Origin of the sequence: Verrucomicrobium sp. 3C (assembly GCF_000379365.1) — a bacterium.
In the GTDB taxonomy this organism is placed as follows: domain Bacteria; phylum Verrucomicrobiota; class Verrucomicrobiia; order Methylacidiphilales; family Methylacidiphilaceae; genus Methylacidimicrobium.
Genome location: NZ_KB901875.1, coordinates 28,377 through 43,140 on the forward strand (window position 1 = coordinate 28,377; position 14,764 = coordinate 43,140).

14 protein-coding genes, 1 pseudogene and 1 CRISPR repeat array are annotated in these 14,764 nt (G+C 59.2%); of the genes and pseudogenes, 10 read left to right on the forward strand and 5 right to left on the reverse strand.

The genetic code is table 11. The features are described 5' to 3' along the window. The first annotated feature begins 3 nt into the window (after positions 1-3). The 10 genes from cas5c to A37A_RS0100260 all read left to right on the forward strand — a co-directional run bounded on the left by cas5c (position 4) and on the right by A37A_RS0100260 (position 12,619). Entirely contained in the window at positions 4-672 is a 669-nt protein-coding gene (cas5c, locus tag A37A_RS0100210) for a type I-C CRISPR-associated protein Cas5c (protein ID WP_018289540.1), read from the forward strand. Then, positions 669-2,423 carry a type I-C CRISPR-associated protein Cas8c/Csd1 gene (cas8c, locus tag A37A_RS0100215; RefSeq protein ID WP_018289541.1) on the forward strand — a complete coding sequence of 585 codons (1,755 nt, stop codon included), beginning with the start codon at positions 669-671 and terminating at the stop codon, positions 2,421-2,423. The genes cas5c and cas8c overlap by 4 nt, the downstream gene beginning before the upstream one ends. Beyond that, positions 2,420-3,373, forward strand: a complete 954-nt coding sequence (cas7c, locus tag A37A_RS0100220; RefSeq protein ID WP_018289542.1) for a type I-C CRISPR-associated protein Cas7/Csd2 — start codon at positions 2,420-2,422, stop codon at positions 3,371-3,373. The genes cas8c and cas7c overlap by 4 nt, the downstream gene beginning before the upstream one ends. 3 nt (positions 3,374-3,376) lie before the next feature. Next, the gene (gene cas4, locus A37A_RS0100225; protein ID WP_018289543.1) at positions 3,377-4,057 is read left to right on the forward strand and encodes a CRISPR-associated protein Cas4; all 681 of its coding nucleotides are present in this window, start codon (positions 3,377-3,379) and stop codon (positions 4,055-4,057) included. Beyond that, positions 4,054-5,088 carry a type I-C CRISPR-associated endonuclease Cas1c gene (gene cas1c, locus A37A_RS0100230; RefSeq protein WP_018289544.1) on the forward strand — a complete coding sequence of 345 codons (1,035 nt, stop codon included), beginning with the start codon at positions 4,054-4,056 and terminating at the stop codon, positions 5,086-5,088. Before cas4 ends, cas1c begins: the two co-directional genes overlap by 4 nt. A 9-nt stretch (positions 5,089-5,097) precedes the next feature. After that, positions 5,098-5,388: a CRISPR-associated endonuclease Cas2 gene (gene cas2, locus A37A_RS0100235; protein WP_018289545.1), complete on the forward strand. Its 291-nt coding sequence runs from the start codon at positions 5,098-5,100 to the stop codon at positions 5,386-5,388. A gap of 211 nt (positions 5,389-5,599) precedes the next feature. Beyond that, a CRISPR array of direct repeats spans positions 5,600-7,958; the repeat unit is 32 nt; unit sequence GTCGCCCCCTTCACGGGGGCGTGGATTGAAAC. Positions 7,959-8,330: 372 nt separating this feature from the next. Next, the gene (gene ltrA, locus A37A_RS14750; RefSeq protein WP_343122718.1) at positions 8,331-9,371 is read left to right on the forward strand and encodes a group II intron reverse transcriptase/maturase; all 1,041 of its coding nucleotides are present in this window, start codon (positions 8,331-8,333) and stop codon (positions 9,369-9,371) included. 1,120 nt (positions 9,372-10,491) lie between these two features. Then, complete coding sequence (locus A37A_RS0100250; RefSeq protein WP_018289547.1) at positions 10,492-11,193, forward strand: hydrogenase expression/formation C-terminal domain-containing protein; 702 nt, start codon at positions 10,492-10,494, stop codon at positions 11,191-11,193. 475 nt (positions 11,194-11,668) lie between these two features. Beyond that, positions 11,669-12,061 (forward strand): hypothetical protein, encoded by a 393-nt coding sequence (locus A37A_RS20340; RefSeq protein WP_018289548.1) that lies wholly within the window; start codon positions 11,669-11,671, stop codon positions 12,059-12,061. Between the two features lie 336 nt (positions 12,062-12,397). Continuing rightward, complete coding sequence (locus A37A_RS0100260) at positions 12,398-12,619, forward strand: DUF2892 domain-containing protein (protein WP_018289549.1); 222 nt, start codon at positions 12,398-12,400, stop codon at positions 12,617-12,619. 61 nt (positions 12,620-12,680) lie between these two features. Here the strand turns inward: A37A_RS0100260 and A37A_RS21930 are convergent. From A37A_RS21930 to A37A_RS0100285, 5 genes and pseudogenes are all read right to left on the reverse strand, one after another. After that, positions 12,681-13,262, reverse strand: a pseudogene (locus A37A_RS21930) (beta-class carbonic anhydrase). 27 nt (positions 13,263-13,289) lie between these two features. Further along, positions 13,290-13,856 carry a transposase gene (locus tag A37A_RS14760; protein WP_231363702.1) on the reverse strand — a complete coding sequence of 189 codons (567 nt, stop codon included), beginning with the start codon at positions 13,854-13,856 and terminating at the stop codon, positions 13,290-13,292. A gap of 78 nt (positions 13,857-13,934) precedes the next feature. Further along, positions 13,935-14,279, reverse strand: coding sequence for a hypothetical protein (locus A37A_RS0100275; protein WP_155996366.1), 345 nt, complete (start codon positions 14,277-14,279; stop codon positions 13,935-13,937). Further along, positions 14,233-14,544, reverse strand: a complete 312-nt coding sequence (locus A37A_RS0100280) for a hypothetical protein (protein ID WP_018289554.1) — start codon at positions 14,542-14,544, stop codon at positions 14,233-14,235. Before A37A_RS0100280 ends, A37A_RS0100275 begins: the two co-directional genes overlap by 47 nt. Next, positions 14,541-14,750: a hypothetical protein gene (locus A37A_RS0100285; RefSeq protein ID WP_018289555.1), complete on the reverse strand. Its 210-nt coding sequence runs from the start codon at positions 14,748-14,750 to the stop codon at positions 14,541-14,543. Before A37A_RS0100285 ends, A37A_RS0100280 begins: the two co-directional genes overlap by 4 nt. Between the last annotated feature and the right edge of the window lie 14 nt (positions 14,751-14,764).

Genomic DNA, 14,764 nt, shown 5'->3' on the forward strand with positions numbered 1-14,764 from the left:
TGTATGGCTTATGGAATACGCTTAAAAGTCTGGGGTGATTACGCCTGCTTCACCCGGCCGGAGATGAAGGCCGAGAGAGTTTCCTATGACGTCATAACACCATCTGCTGCACGCGGCGTCCTGGAAGCGATCCACTGGAAGCCGGCGATCCGCTGGGTGGTGGATGCCATCCATGTCCTCGAGAAGATTCGGTTCCAGTCGATCCGTCGCAACGAAGTGGGGCATAAGGTGCCCGCCAGCGAGGTAAAGAGGGCCATGAAGCGCGGCGATCTCGAGGGCTTGCAACTGCTGGTCGACGGCGATCGCCAGCAGCGCGCCTCAACTGTATTGGTCAAGCCCGCCTACGTCATAGAGGCGCATTTCGAACTGACGGCAAGGGCTGGCCTCGGGGACAACGAGGGCAAGCATCTTGATATTTTCAACCGCCGCGCCGCATGCGGCCAGTGTTTTCACCAGCCCTGTCTCGGCACCCGCGAATTCGTCGCCTACTTCGAATTGATCCCGCCGGATGCCGAGATGCCGAAAACGATACCCGAAAGCCGCGATCTCGGCTTCATGCTCTGGGATATCGATCACCAGGCCAGGAATCGACCCCCGTGGTTTTTTCGCGCAGTTCTTGAGAACGGACTCGTCAAGGTGCCAGGACCAAACTCGCCCGAGATCCTTAAATGAGCTTTCTGGCATCGCTGGCGGATGCTTATGACCGGCTGCCTGATGCCGATAAGCCACCGTTCGGGTTTTCGTGGGAGAACATTGGAATCATTGTCGGCTTGAACGAGGATGGCTCCGTTGCCAACGTCACCGATTGGCGAAAAGTGGAGGGCAACAAGAAACACCCCCAATCGATGTTGGTACCCCAGCGGGCAAACCGAACGTCGGGCATCTCCCCCAATACCTTCTGGGACAATACCGCTTATGCATTGGGCGTGACGGCTAAAAATGACAAGCACACGGCAAAGAAACATGACGCTTTCGTAAGGCATCATATCGACATTCTGCGCGAAACGACAGATCCAGGATTGCTGGCGCTGCGACGCTTTCTGGAAAGATGGACTCCTGATCAATTCGTTCCGCCCTTATGGCAGGACGACATCAAAGACCAAAATGTTGTTTTCGCCCTCGAAAGCGATCGCCTGAAGAATATTCGGATGCATGATCGGCCGGCCGCCAAGGCCTTGTTGGTGCGGGTTGCGGCGAAAGATAAAGGCAACGAGCAGATCTGCCTCGTGACCGGCCAAAGGGGGCCGGTGGCGCGCCTCCATCCCTTGCTCAAGGGCGTCTGGGACGCTCAGCCTTCCGGCGCATCGCTAGTCTCCTTCAACCTACCCGCCTTCGCCTCCTATGGCCACGATCAGGGCGACAATGCCCCCGTCTCGGAGGTCGCGGCGTTCGCCTATACTGCGGCGCTCAATCGTTTTCTGGAGCGCGATAGTGGTCACCGGGTGCAGATCGGCGACGCCACCACGGTGTTCTGGGCGGATGCCTCTTCGGCCGAGGCGGAGAAAGTCGAAAACCTGTTTGCGGCCTTCTTCGATCCGAAGACGGAAGAAACGGCGGCGGCGGCCAAGATGGTAGGCATTCAGTTGGAGCGCATCCGCAAGGGCGAGTTACTAAAGGATGTCGAACCCAAGTTGGCCGATAACGTGCGTTTTTACGTCCTTGGCTTAGCTCCCAATGCCGCGCGGCTGTCGATCCGCTTCTATTTCGAGAATGACTTTGGCGTTTTAGCCGCGAACTATCAGAGATACATTGAGGACATGCGCATCGAGCCGCCGCCGGCTGAACCATATCCGCCCCTGCAGAAATACCTGTTGGAGCTGGCGGTGCTGGGCGAGCACAAAAACATTCCGCCCAATCTGGCCGGCGAATGGATGCGCGCCATCTTGTTCGGCACTCACTATCCGCTGACCATGATGTCGGGAATTCTCATGCGCATCCGCGCCGATGGCAAGGTCAACGCGTTGCGCGCAAGCATGCTGAAAGCCGTTCTCAATCGAAACTACAAGAAGGAGGCTCCCGTGGCGTTCGACCCCGACAACAGAAACAGAGGTTACTTGCTCGGTCGCCTGTTCGCGGTTTACGAGTATGCGCAAACGAAGGCGATCGGCACAAAAGCCAATTCAACAATCAAAGATAAGTTTTATGGCGGGGCGTCGGCCCAGCCGCGCAAGGTGTTCGCCCTGCTCGAAAGAGGCTCGGCCAATCATCTGTCTAAGATCGGAAAGGAGTCGCCGGCCCTGCGGATCTATCTGGAAGAACGGATCGCTGCCATCATGGCCAAGATGAATCCGGGCGGCGATCCATTCCCAACCTCACTGCCTGTAGAGGACCAGGCTCTGTTCGGCCTCGGCTATTATCACCAACGCAACGAATTCTTCAAGAAGGTGGTTAAGACTGCGGACACCAGGGAGACGACACAATGACCACACTCGCCAATCGCTATGACCTCGCTCTGATCTTTGATGTGACGAACGGGAACCCGAACGGAGACCCCGATGCCGGCAATTTGCCGCGGCTCGATCCGGAGACCAGCAAGGGTCTGGTATCCGACGTCAGCCTAAAGCGCAAGATCCGCAACTATGTCGAACTGGTCAGGGCCGGTCAGGAGGGTTTTCATATCTTTGTCGAGGAGGGCGCGATCCTAAATGACCAGCAGCGCAAGGCTTATCGTGCGCTGCGACCCGACGATCCGGAGGTGGACAAACAGGCCAAGCTCAACCCAAGGAACGATGCCGAGGCGATCAAGCTCATGGAGTTCATGTGCCGGAATTTTTATGACGTGCGCACCTTCGGCGCGGTCATGTCCACCGGCGTCAATTGCGGCCAAGTCACGGGGCCGGTGCAAGTGACATTTGTGGTCTCCGTCGAGCCTATCATGCCAATGGAAATCTCCATTACCCGCATGGCTGCCACCAACGAGTCGGAAAAGAAGCAGAAGCTCCAGGGTAACGACAGCAACGACCGCATCGATAATCGCACCATGGGACGCAAGCACATTGTGCCTTATGGGCTTTATGTCGCGCACGTCTTCATTTCGGCCAAGCTCGCCGAGCGAACGGGCTTTTCGCAAGAGGATGTCGACCTGCTGTTCGAAGCGATGGCGAATATGTTCGAGCATGACCACTCGGCGGCGCGCGGCGAGATGTCGACCCGCAAGCTGATTGCCTTCAGGCACGAGAACGCGCTCGGCAAAGCGCCGGCGCACGTCCTGTTCGACCTAGTGAAGATCGGCCGCAACGTCGACGGTGCATTCCGGGCGATCGATGACAAGCGCATCGTCAACGAGCCGCCGGCGCGAAAGTTTTCCGATTATGTGATCGAGATCGATCGAGAGAACCTGCCCGCCGGCGTCGAGATGATTGAGAGGCTCTGAGCAATGGCCTCAACCGCTCCGGGGGAGCGGGACGATACGGGCGAGCCCATTCCCCTGTCCGCCCTGCAGCACGCTGTCTATTGCCTGCGCCAGGCGGCGCTCATTCATCTGGAGCGGGTCTGGGCGGAAAACCGGTCCACAGCCGAAGGCCGGGTGCTGCATGCGGTAGCCGACAAGGGCGGCAGTCGCACGGCGCGCGGCATACGTCGGACCATGGCGTTGCCGTTGTCCTGCCGGAGGCTGCGCATTGCCGGCGTTGCGGATGTGGTCGAGTTTCATCCGCTCAAGGGCGGCCATGAGGGAGAGGTGCCCTATCCGATCGAATATAAGCGCGGCAAGCCGAAGCCGCACCGCGCCGACGAGGTGCAACTCTGCGCACAGGCGCTTTGTATCGAGGAAATGACGGGCTTGGCGGTGCCCGAAGGTGCGCTCTATTATGCCGAGACGAAGCGGCGGGTCGCCATCTCCTTCGATGCGGATCTGCGATCGCTAACCGAAGAAACGATCGCTGCGCTCGCTGAGGTCTTCGCGTCCGGCCGAACTCCGCCGCCGACGACGGAGCGCAACCGTTGCCATACCTGCTCGCTCAACCAACTCTGTCGTCCGGATGTGGTGGCAAAACCGACCAAGGCCTGGCGTAACCGCATGGTGGACAATCTGCTTTCCGAGGATACAGTCCCGTGAAAAAGCTGCTAAACACCGTCTATGTCACTACCGATGGTGCCTCGCTTCGCAAGGAGGGCGAAAATCTGGTGGCAGAGGTGGATGGCGCGGAGCGGGCGCGCGTGCCCTTTCACATGCTCGCCTCCATCGTGACATTCGGCAGCATCTGCGTGTCGCCAGCATTGATGGCGGCGACTGCGGCGGCTGGCATCACGCTGGTGTTTCTCGACCGCAACGGTCGCTTTCAGGCTCGCCTTGAAGGACCGGTGACAGGCAATGTGCTGTTGCGCCTGTCGCAATACAGAGGCTTGGACGCGCCCACAAATATCGCCTGCTCCATCGTAATCGGGAAGATGATGAACCAGCGATCGGTGCTGATGCGCTGCTTGCGCGACTATGGCGATGATTATGTTGAAGCCGACCGCCGCGCGATTGCGGCGGTCATCGAACGGATGGCGCAGAGCATCCGCCGCGCGGAACTGTCAGACAATTCGCTTGACCTGCTGCGCGGTTTTGAAGGTGAGGCAGCCAACCTCTATTTCTCGGTCTTTGATCATCTGATCCGCTCGCCGGATACGGAACTGCGCTGGACCGGCCGTTCGCGGCGCCCGCCGCTCGATCCGATCAATGCGTTGCTCTCTTTTCTTTATACCCTGCTCACCCATGACTGCCGCTCAGCCTGCGAAAGCGTCGGACTCGATCCCGCCGTCGGGTTCCTGCATCGTGTCCGGCCGGGGCGGCCGTCCCTGGCGTTGGATCTGATGGAGGAGCTGCGCCCCGTGATGGCCGACCGGCTTGCGCTGTCGCTGATCAACCGGCGGCAATTGCGCGCCAAGGATTTCGAGACCCGCGACGGCGGGGTCGTCCTGCTGTCCGACGATGCTCGCCGCACCGTGTTGACCGCCTGGCAGGAACGCAAGAAGGAAGAACGCCTGCATCCCTTTCTAGACGAAAAGGTGCCGCTGGGCCTCGTCCCCTATCTGCAAGCGCAGATGCTGGCGCGGCATCTGCGCGGCGATCTGGACGCCTATCCTCCGTATTTCTGGAAATAGCGCTTCGCCATGCTCGTGCTCGTAACCTACGATGTTTGCACTTCGGATGACGGTGGTGCCGGGCGTCTTCGCTCCGTTGCCAAGATCTGCCGCGACTATGGGCAGCGCGTGCAATATTCAGTCTTCGAGATTGAGGTCGATCCCGCGCAATGGATTAAGCTGAAGTCACGGCTGGAAAGCACCATTAAGCCGGAATTCGACAGCCTGCGCTACTATTATCTAGGGGCCAACTGGCAGCGGAAAGTCGAGCATGTAGGCGCGAGACCATCTGCGGATCTCGGCGGCACGCTGATCGTATGACCCTTTAAGGTTAAGGCGGGTCGAGAAAGATCGGCGCGAACCTCAAGCGTGCCGCAGAACGCTAGTAGGTTCGCACTGGCCGTAGTTCTTTGAAAACGTGAAGATTGTGGATAGTTCGATGCGGCGTTCGACGTACATGTGTCGGGTTTTGTAGTGTTTCGCGGATTCTGGGCGCTTTCCTATTTAGCAACAAAAGGTTAGACTACAGGCGGTCGCCCCCTTCACGGGGGCGTGGATTGAAACATCGTGTTGCTTTTGTCGATACCGTGTCGGCTCAGTCGCCCCCTTCACGGGGGCGTGGATTGAAACTCGGCAACAACGTCTTCCCTGCCTCCGCCTCCGGTCGCCCCCTTCACGGGGGCGTGGATTGAAACTTCACCACGGCGAAGATTGACAACGAGGATTACCAGTCGCCCCCTTCACGGGGGCGTGGATTGAAACTTCGCCGAATACCTGGGCCACCCCGACGATCCGGGTCGCCCCCTTCACGGGGGCGTGGATTGAAACTTCATGAGATCGTCCAACAAGGGAACCGTGGTTGGGTCGCCCCCTTCACGGGGGCGTGGATTGAAACAGGTAATCGAAGAACAAGTTGCCGCCTGCGGTTAGGTCGCCCCCTTCACGGGGGCGTGGATTGAAACCGCGCTTCTGGCGGAACAAGACCCAACTGCTGCGGTCGCCCCCTTCACGGGGGCGTGGATTGAAACATGCTGGAGCTATCGGATTTTCTCAACAATCTGCAGTCGCCCCCTTCACGGGGGCGTGGATTGAAACCTCGACGAGATCACGACCTGCGCACCGGCCGTCCGTCGCCCCCTTCACGGGGGCGTGGATTGAAACCTGTCCATTCTGAGCAAGGTGTCGTGAGCAGCGGTCGCCCCCTTCACGGGGGCGTGGATTGAAACTCTGTAGTGATGCCTAGCTTTTGCGGCCACGCTAGTCGCCCCCTTCACGGGGGCGTGGATTGAAACTTCTTGTACTCTTCAACCCACTGGCCGAAGAGAGGGTCGCCCCCTTCACGGGGGCGTGGATTGAAACACCTTTAATGGAGGCTCAGGTGCCCTTGGCCTTCGCGTCGCCCCCTTCACGGGGGCGTGGATTGAAACGGGCATGATGCGGGGATGATGTGATGGACAAGATGGTCGCCCCCTTCACGGGGGCGTGGATTGAAACCTATGGATGATCACGAGATAACTGAAGAGGTTTGGTCGCCCCCTTCACGGGGGCGTGGATTGAAACTTTGGAGCACCTCCTGCAGCCGAAACGAGGAGAGAGTCGCCCCCTTCACGGGGGCGTGGATTGAAACTATCGCGCATGGGCACCAACGCTGCTTGTCTACCGGTCGCCCCCTTCACGGGGGCGTGGATTGAAACACGCCGTATGGCCGCACCATGACTCGCGTTCCGAGTCGCCCCCTTCACGGGGGCGTGGATTGAAACGCGTCTATTGTGCGCAAGATTTCCGCAAGCGCTCGTCGCCCCCTTCACGGGGGCGTGGATTGAAACGACGATGCCCGCTGCGAGACGATTGCCAGAACCGGTCGCCCCCTTCACGGGGGCGTGGATTGAAACCAAGGCACAGTGCGCCACCCGCACTCTTGCGCGCGTCGCCCCCTTCACGGGGGCGTGGATTGAAACCCGGCGCGGAAGCTATGTCGATCCTGGCGCCTATCGTCGCCCCCTTCACGGGGGCGTGGATTGAAACAATACCTCCAAACGATTTACCCGCCGTACAACGCCAGTCGCCCCCTTCACGGGGGCGTGGATTGAAACCTCTTGCCAAGGTCCGTTGCTGGAATCGGCCGTTGCGTCGCCCCCTTCACGGGGGCGTGGATTGAAACAGCGGAAACACAGTCGCATTCGCGTCGTCCGCCACGGTCGCCCCCTTCACGGGGGCGTGGATTGAAACTCCATAGAATGGCAAGGAGAAGACTTGGTAATCGTCGCCCCCTTCACGGGGGCGTGGATTGAAACGTTGTACGACGTTACCAACAGCGCGTCTTATGCGTGTCGCCCCCTTCACGGGGGCGTGGATTGAAACTGATAGGTGGCATTCTGGATTCCTGGGAGCTAGTGTCGCCCCCTTCACGGGGGCGTGGATTGAAACCGTGTTAAGAGGATTGGTTTTAATCCCTAGAAAAGTCGCCCCCTTCACGGGGGCGTGGATTGAAACTCGATCAATAATGGCTACCTTTCGGAAGTGGTTAGGTCGCCCCCTTCACGGGGGCGTGGATTGAAACTCGATCAATAATGGCTACCTTTCGGAAGTGGTTAGGTCGCCCCCTTCACGGGGGCGTGGATTGAAACCACTTCGGTCGCCCCTGTCGTGGTTCTTGAACGCGTCGCCCCCTTCACGGGGGCGTGGATTGAAACATCAAGTTTGCGCCGTGGCTACGTGCTAGAGGCGGTCGCCCCCTTCACGGGGGCGTGGATTGAAACGCAGAGGAAAGCGCCAGAGAAGGGTGGCCGTGGAGTCGCCCCCTTCACGGGGGCGTGGATTGAAACCTTGGGGGACGGGAGGAAGCGTGGTCATGAGGGTGTCGCCCCCTTCACGGGGGCGTGGATGTGCGCCCAGCATGGGCGCGGTCTTGGAGGTGAAAGTCCTCCCGCAAGCTGACCACAGCGAGCGAAAGGAAATGCAACTGCGCAAGGGTGACCGAGCGTGGGAAGGAAGCATGGAATGAAATCGCGGGCCGATGGACAAGAACCAAATAGGAGGCGACGCAGATCAAGGCGAGCGGGCATTCTACCGCGAAGCTTTCGTGGTCAAGGAGAAGCGGCGTAGATTTGGCGGTCGCGCGAGGAAGGATCGCGTACTTACCTGGGGAGATCTCGCTTTATGCCTGAGAGGGGGACGCGGAAACGCGGAGCGAGAAGTCAGCAGAGGTTGTAGTAGCCTGGGAACCTAGGCGAAGGACCGAACGAGAAGGAAGGCTGGACGCCGTGACTCTTGGAAGGGCATCGCATCAGAAGCCAGGGCAACCTGGGCGCGTCGCTGGAGGAGGGGGTGAAGCCAATTCCTCCCCGAGGCGCGATGAAGCTCGGCCAGCGGATCACGGACCGAAAGGCCCGGGGCGAGGCGGCCTGTTGATGCAGGTCCTCTCGCGCGAGAACATGGTCGAGGCGTGGAAACGCGTCAAGGCCAATCAGGGAAGTGCTGGCGTCGATGGCCTCACCATCGAGCAGACGGTTGAGTATCTCAAGACTCAATGGCCGCGCATTCGGCAGGAAATCCTGGATGGCGTATATCGGCCTCAAGCCGTGCGCCGCGTGGAAATCCCGAAGCCGACAGGCGGCGTCCGGGAATTGGGTATCCCAACCGTCACGGATCGGCTCATTCAGCAAGCGTTGCTGCAAGTCCTGCAGCCACGGATCGATCCGACATTCTCCGAGTTCAGCTATGGCTTCCGCCCGGGGCGGAGCGCGCACGACGCCGTGCGACAAGCACAGCGCTATGCGCAGGACGGTTACCAGGTAGTGGTCGATGTTGACCTGGAGAAGTTCTTTGATCGTGTAAACCACGACATTCTGATGGATCGCCTCGCCAAGAGGATCGACGACAAGGCCGTGCTTCGGTTGATTCGCCGATACCTGGAAGCCGGCGTGATGCTGAACGGCGTGGTGGTCGCGCGGGACGACGGCACGCCGCAAGGCGGCCCGCTGTCCCCGCTGCTGGCCAATGTTCTGTTGGACGATGTGGACCGGGTGCTGACCCGACGTGGGCACCGATTCGCCCGATATGCCGATGACTTGTGCGCCACGAGCGCAAAGGGCCGAGGAGGGCTCAATGTGTGTAACTGCTTGATTGATGAGGGCGGACCCCTTGGAACCGGCTGGCAGGAGCAGGTTCTAAACCACCTTCGGCGGCTGAGGCCAAAAGCCCTGGTCGTGAGCACAGAAGGAAAAAGCCTGGGAAGAACCAGGTCATGTGACTGGCAAGAAGAGGACCGAAAGGGAACCACTGATGACATGTCGAAAGCATAGGGACGATGTCGAAACCGCAGGGGAGTCGTTAACGCGGGACGAGCTTCGGCGGTGCCTGTTTACGGACCGAAGCGGCATCCGGCATTGAGGTGGCCTCAGCTTGTCGGGGGCGGTCAAGCGGAACGTGGGAACCTGGGACTCCGATGCGAACGGAGAAGCCGCAAGTGGAAGAACCACGAGGGCGAGAGTACGGAAGCGGAGACCAGGGGCGGAACAACTCGTAGTAGTGATGAAGTCCCCGAAACGGGATGGAGCGAAGGGGTTGTGTTATGGAGCCAAATTCAATGAGTCAACCAGCAATGGGAGGAGCCGATGAGTGAGGCAAAGCCGTGTTGCGCGGACATCTACGCAGGGCGACGCACTGGGTCGCGCGCATCTCGAGACGCGATCCGAAGCTGTGGGCGCACTGGCAGCTGGGCGTGCGGCGTGGCTCCATGATGGGAGCCGTGTGAGCGGAGACGCTCAAGCACGGTTCTACGAGAGCCTCGGGGTGCAACTCCCCGGGGCCACTCACCCGTCCGTTTGCTTGTTCTCTCCATCATTCCAGTGGCTTCCTTTTCTTAGCTTACCCACTGGTCGGATTTTTAGGGAGCACTTCATTCGATGCTCACTCGATCCGTGCCACAGATTTCACTTGCGCCCACAATTCTTGCCCCACGCTCACGCCAACGGCGCCTTCCGCCTGCCCGGACCAAGTTCCCGAAAGGAGGACGGTCGATTCCTCTCGGGATGTTTGCTCCGGAAGTCACCCACTATCTAGGAAATACGATTACAGCGGCTAGGCACCTCCCCTTACCTCTCCCGAGGATATGTTCCTCAATAAAATTCATTTGCAGTTTCTTCGAAGCGGCTCACAAAATGTGACGCTCGCTGTTTTGGCTTTCGCAAATGAAGCCCCAGTTCCTTCGTGTTGATGGCTTTATGCCTCCCGACGCGTGGCCTCGAGTCTCCGCCGGAAATGGAGCCCGTAAAGCGTTTTTTCGCGTGGGAATGTGGACTCCCTTGCTTTCCGCAATGTCCTATGCACTCCACGAGAAGATCGCCGCGTGCGGTTGAGCCAGCCGGCAAAAAAGACCGTCCATCCTTCCCGCCTGAAAGGCTTTCACCTCGCATCAAACGCGTGCTCCTTACGCTCGAGCGGGTGCTGCAGGGCCAGCGCTTGTGGGAGCCGCCCCACTCGATTCCTCTGACGAACCTAACTCCAGACGAAAAGGAGTTGCTGTTGAGGACCCTCGGAGAGGGCGCCGCGATTATAGAGGTCACAGGAAAGACGGAACGGACCGCAGTAAGGACCATGCTGAGCGGGGTCTGGTTCACGGAGGAAAAAACGGGAGAGGATCATTTCACCGACACGATCGATGTGGGGGTGCTGCCTTCTTTTGCCGTGGACCGGATGGCGGATCTTCCCGAAGCGAGGCTTCTTTTGACGTCGTTTTCATCGGAGTCCGTCGCCATTTCCGCCGTCCGCCAAGAACTCCTGGAAAAAGAAAGAAAGTGGGAGCGGGAGGGCATGCCTGGGAGTGTGAACTTGCATCTTCATCCCTTCCTCCCGCTCGATTACGGGCGGCTCGCCTCCTTTCTCGGTCCGCCGCCCCTCATCGGTTGGTGGAAGGAGGGCCGCAACCGCTGGTGGCTCTTTGGCACACAATGGCAAGATCTCTGGCGCGTCGAAGCGCGCACCCAGGAAGGCCGAGAAATGGCTTCATTTCTGGAAATCGGTCGCTACCCCGCCGCCTTGACGTTTCCGCCGTCCACCTTCGCGGTGAGCGCCCGCCGTGTGCAGCGCCTCCTCCAGCCTTACAGGGATAGGTTGCTGGAATAGGGGCTTGCGCAAGGCGGCTGCGCCGCAGCAATCCACCGCCCTTATCCAGCCAAAAGTGGTACGCCACTTTCCTCTGTCAGGTCACCGAGGGAGGCTGTGTAGCTCGTTTTGGTGGAAGTCAGACACGGGGGGCTACCTGGAACGGGCAGTCCAGACGCTGTGCGACACAGGCAAGAAGACCGACGAGCGGCTACCACCGTATCTTTCGCCGCTGGGCTGGGCGCACATCGATCCGACCAGCGATTCCCCCTGGCGCAGCAGCGCCAAGATCGGCGCTGACAAGCTCAGACCGCTACGGCCAGTGCAAACGGCTTAACGTGTTCTATTTTCCATTTTCTGAATCGACTCCAAAGAGGGAAACGCTGGCTTTGCGCCGGCGGCCGTGATGTAATGACACGAACGAAAGAATTGTGGAGCTTTTGGAATGGCGCGCAGATCTGCGCGACTACCCGCTGGCTCCATGCGGAAAACATTCATGAAACAGAATACATGGTCTACGAAATCCTTGCTCTTGCTCTGCTCTCTCGGCTTGCTGGGAGGCTTTTCTCTTTTCCCCCTGCACGCGCAACACCAAGGGGGATCCAAGAAGGGCGACACAGAGCAGACCGCCGACGATCAAGACGAGCACGAAGGCCATAAGATGGAGGGGATGAAGCACGGCATGGGCCACGGAATGGGTGGCATGGGTGGCATGGGTGGCATGGGTGGAGGAATGGGGGAAAATTGGGATCAGTTCATCCGAGAAGTGGCGGAGACCAAGAACCCCAAAGCCACGGCGCGCAAGCTGCGGATGAAGGCAGACCTGATGAAGGCCGACGCGACCGTCTTGGAAAAGTACGCCAAGGAGTTGGAAACCGGGAATCCCTGAACGCATTTTCTCCTCTGACTCTCAGCTCATCATCGAACCCGGGAACAGGCTCATCCACCTCATTGAGGTTGCTGGCCCCCATTTCTCTCCAGCGCGAGCTTCCGCTCGGGAGAGATTCAAGTTGATTCGCTTGCGAGGAGTTTTCGCACCCAAGAGGTCCTCCTGAGGCAGGATCGAGCAAGATTTCCGTTCGATTCGGATTGACGCGACCGCCGCGGCTCTTGCCGCGCGCTTGAACTACGATTGTTTTCGTTTTGTGAAACGACCCACTCTGGAGATAAGGCGGAGCGGTTGCTCTGAGCCGCTTTCCGGCATAGATTAAAAAAAGGACTAAATATGACAATCAATGAAGGAAAGACAGAGCGCATTCTTCGCGTCAGCGCGGGTCTCTTTCTCCTCATCCTGTTGCCCCTGACGCTCCCCGGAGCGGCCAAGTGGTGGGGAGTCGTGGGCTTGCTTCCGCTCCTCACCGGTCTTACGGGCTTCTGCCCGGTCTGGAGCCTCTTGAGGATCAACACCTGCGCGACCAAGCAGAAGGATAAAGCGTTGTCCCATTAAGGGGTAGAGGAGCGCTTCACGCGATCCGACGGCTGGCCGTCAAGACCCACGCCGACAGCGGCTAGTAAGCACTCCCGGCCGAGATCGCCGCCCCGACTGGGCGCAAGGCGCCGGAGCGGACGTCGTAGAGGAATCCGAGGATGGGAATCCAAGGGGGGACCAGCGGATGCCGACGGAGACGCTGGATATCCTCCGCGATGGTTTCCTCTTGGTGTCGAATCGTCAACCAGTCGATATACTGGCCTTCCGACGTGCCCGAGCCGGATCCTCGATCGTGCCATCCGTCGCTTTCCAGAACGGCGTGATCGAGGCTCTTGGCCAGCAAGCCGCGCATGATCCCGTCGGAAAAGGTCTCCATGCCGCAATCGGTATGGTGGATGACAAACCATTCCCGGGTTCACAGAAGCTTGTAGGAGATCACCAGCGAGCGGATCGCGTCTTCGCTCGCCCTCCCTCCCGCATTGCGGACCACATGGGCGTCCCCCTCGTCCAAGCCCGCAAACTTTGCGGGGTCCAACCGCGCGTCCATGCACGTCAGGATAGCGAAACGACGCGACGGCGGCATCGCCAGATTTCGCTTTTCCCCAAAGTCTTGCGCATATCGCTGATTTGCATCCAGGATTGATTCAAGAGCGGAAGCCATGCGGACAGTTACCCTGAAGGTGGCGTCTCAAAAAAAGAAAAAAATCGTGCCTCTTCGCTGCTGTTCGTGGGTTATGAGGTTACGATAGGAAGATCCAACGTCAGCTTTCCGGCTTTGAGGAAAGCGGCGATCCTTCAGGTACCGGAAGCTTCGGAAGCCTCTGGCCATCCTTTTAGCAAGCTGGATGAGGCCGCGTTTCTCCTCGATGAGACCATTGGTCACCCGGCTCCCGAGGAAAGCAAGGACGCCGACCAGCTGCTTTTTGATCGTCTTGGAAAGCTTTCGGAAGGGAGCGAGCCGGCTGCGGCCGGCCCACTGGAGCCATAAGCTTAACTCTTGGGCAAGGATCTCTTGCAGAGCCTCCCGCAGCCCAATGGCTCTTCCCAATCTGGGGTAGAGGGCGCAAAGGGAAGCGCGCAGAATCTTCTGCTCCCCGCTCTGCGTCCATTCGTTGCCCCGCAGCACCCCGAGGACTCCCTTCGGCAGCAGCCCCTGACGCGCGAACTGCTTGCGTGCCTGATCGACGAAGTCGGAGTGTCCTTGACGGCAAATCGCCCGGACACAAAATCCGCGGAAGACGGATGGCAAGAACACCGTTTCTTGCGATCCCTCAATGGCAAATCCGCTCCCTCCGCCCATTCCATTCAACGAAGAGCCCAAGCGGAAATCGGCTCAGATGCTTAGAAGGATGCCGGAAGCGATCGAGAATGCCGCTTCTCCAACCGTTTGACCAAACCAAGGGGCGAGGTTGTTTCCAGCGGTTGGAACAACTTCAGGACAGTTGTTCCTACTCATGGCGGCCGAGCCAACCTGGCTGTGGGAGCAGGTCTCGCCGCCCTGGCTGCCGCCGCCAGAACAACCCGCATCCTCCATCGGTTGAGCCCACTCCCGTTCTATCGAGCCCATTCCTCGATCTTCAAAATGCAAGAGAGTCAATTTCGATCGGCGATTTCGAAAACAATGGGTCAATTTAAATCGGCGTTGACGGTTTTCCAGCGGCATCGACTTTTTCTTCATCCGCCTCTTCGAGGAACTCCGCGTAAGCTGGCGGGGGGTTCCGAGAGCGCCGATAGAGCGTCCCGATCAGCAGCGCCACGCCTCCCAGCGGAATCAACGCGGTTGCCACCAGCGTCCAAGCTGCGGCGTCTCCGGGCTCATGCCCAAGCGCAGGGACATTCAGCGCCGACCAATAGAAGGCATGTCCAATCGCGAGGAACCCAAGCACCCCGAAGAAGAGGAGACCTCCGCCTACGGACAGGAGCTTGTTTATTCGCGATTTCATTCGATGAGTCCCAATCGACGAGTCTTTCGCAGGAACCAAGCCCCGTAAACGACTACCAACAGCGCAACCGCAAAAGAGCCCCCGCCCAACCAGAGAAGCAATCCCTCTTGATGATCGTAGTAAGCTTTCAGCAACCAACCTCCCAGTCCGAGAAAAAGACAGGTAACGACCGTCACGAAGACGAGATGAAACTGTCGAAGCGACATATTTGATCTACTTT

Excerpts from the sequence above, each read along its gene's own strand:
- cas5c (WP_018289540.1), top strand. The coding sequence starts at position 4 with ATGGCTTATGGAATACGCTTAAAAGTCTGGGGTGATTACGCCTGCTTC.
- cas8c (WP_018289541.1), top strand. The coding sequence starts at position 669 with ATGAGCTTTCTGGCATCGCTGGCGGATGCTTATGACCGGCTGCCTGAT.
- cas7c (WP_018289542.1), top strand. The coding sequence starts at position 2,420 with ATGACCACACTCGCCAATCGCTATGACCTCGCTCTGATCTTTGATGTG.
- cas4 (WP_018289543.1), top strand. The coding sequence starts at position 3,377 with ATGGCCTCAACCGCTCCGGGGGAGCGGGACGATACGGGCGAGCCCATT.
- cas2 (WP_018289545.1), top strand. The coding sequence starts at position 5,098 with ATGCTCGTGCTCGTAACCTACGATGTTTGCACTTCGGATGACGGTGGT.
- A37A_RS20340 (WP_018289548.1), top strand. The coding sequence starts at position 11,669 with ATGAAACAGAATACATGGTCTACGAAATCCTTGCTCTTGCTCTGCTCT.
- A37A_RS0100260 (WP_018289549.1), top strand. The coding sequence starts at position 12,398 with ATGACAATCAATGAAGGAAAGACAGAGCGCATTCTTCGCGTCAGCGCG.
- A37A_RS0100275 (WP_155996366.1), bottom strand. The coding sequence starts at position 14,279 with ATGAAGAAAAAGTCGATGCCGCTGGAAAACCGTCAACGCCGATTTAAA.
- A37A_RS0100280 (WP_018289554.1), bottom strand. The coding sequence starts at position 14,544 with ATGAAATCGCGAATAAACAAGCTCCTGTCCGTAGGCGGAGGTCTCCTC.
- A37A_RS0100285 (WP_018289555.1), bottom strand. The coding sequence starts at position 14,750 with ATGTCGCTTCGACAGTTTCATCTCGTCTTCGTGACGGTCGTTACCTGT.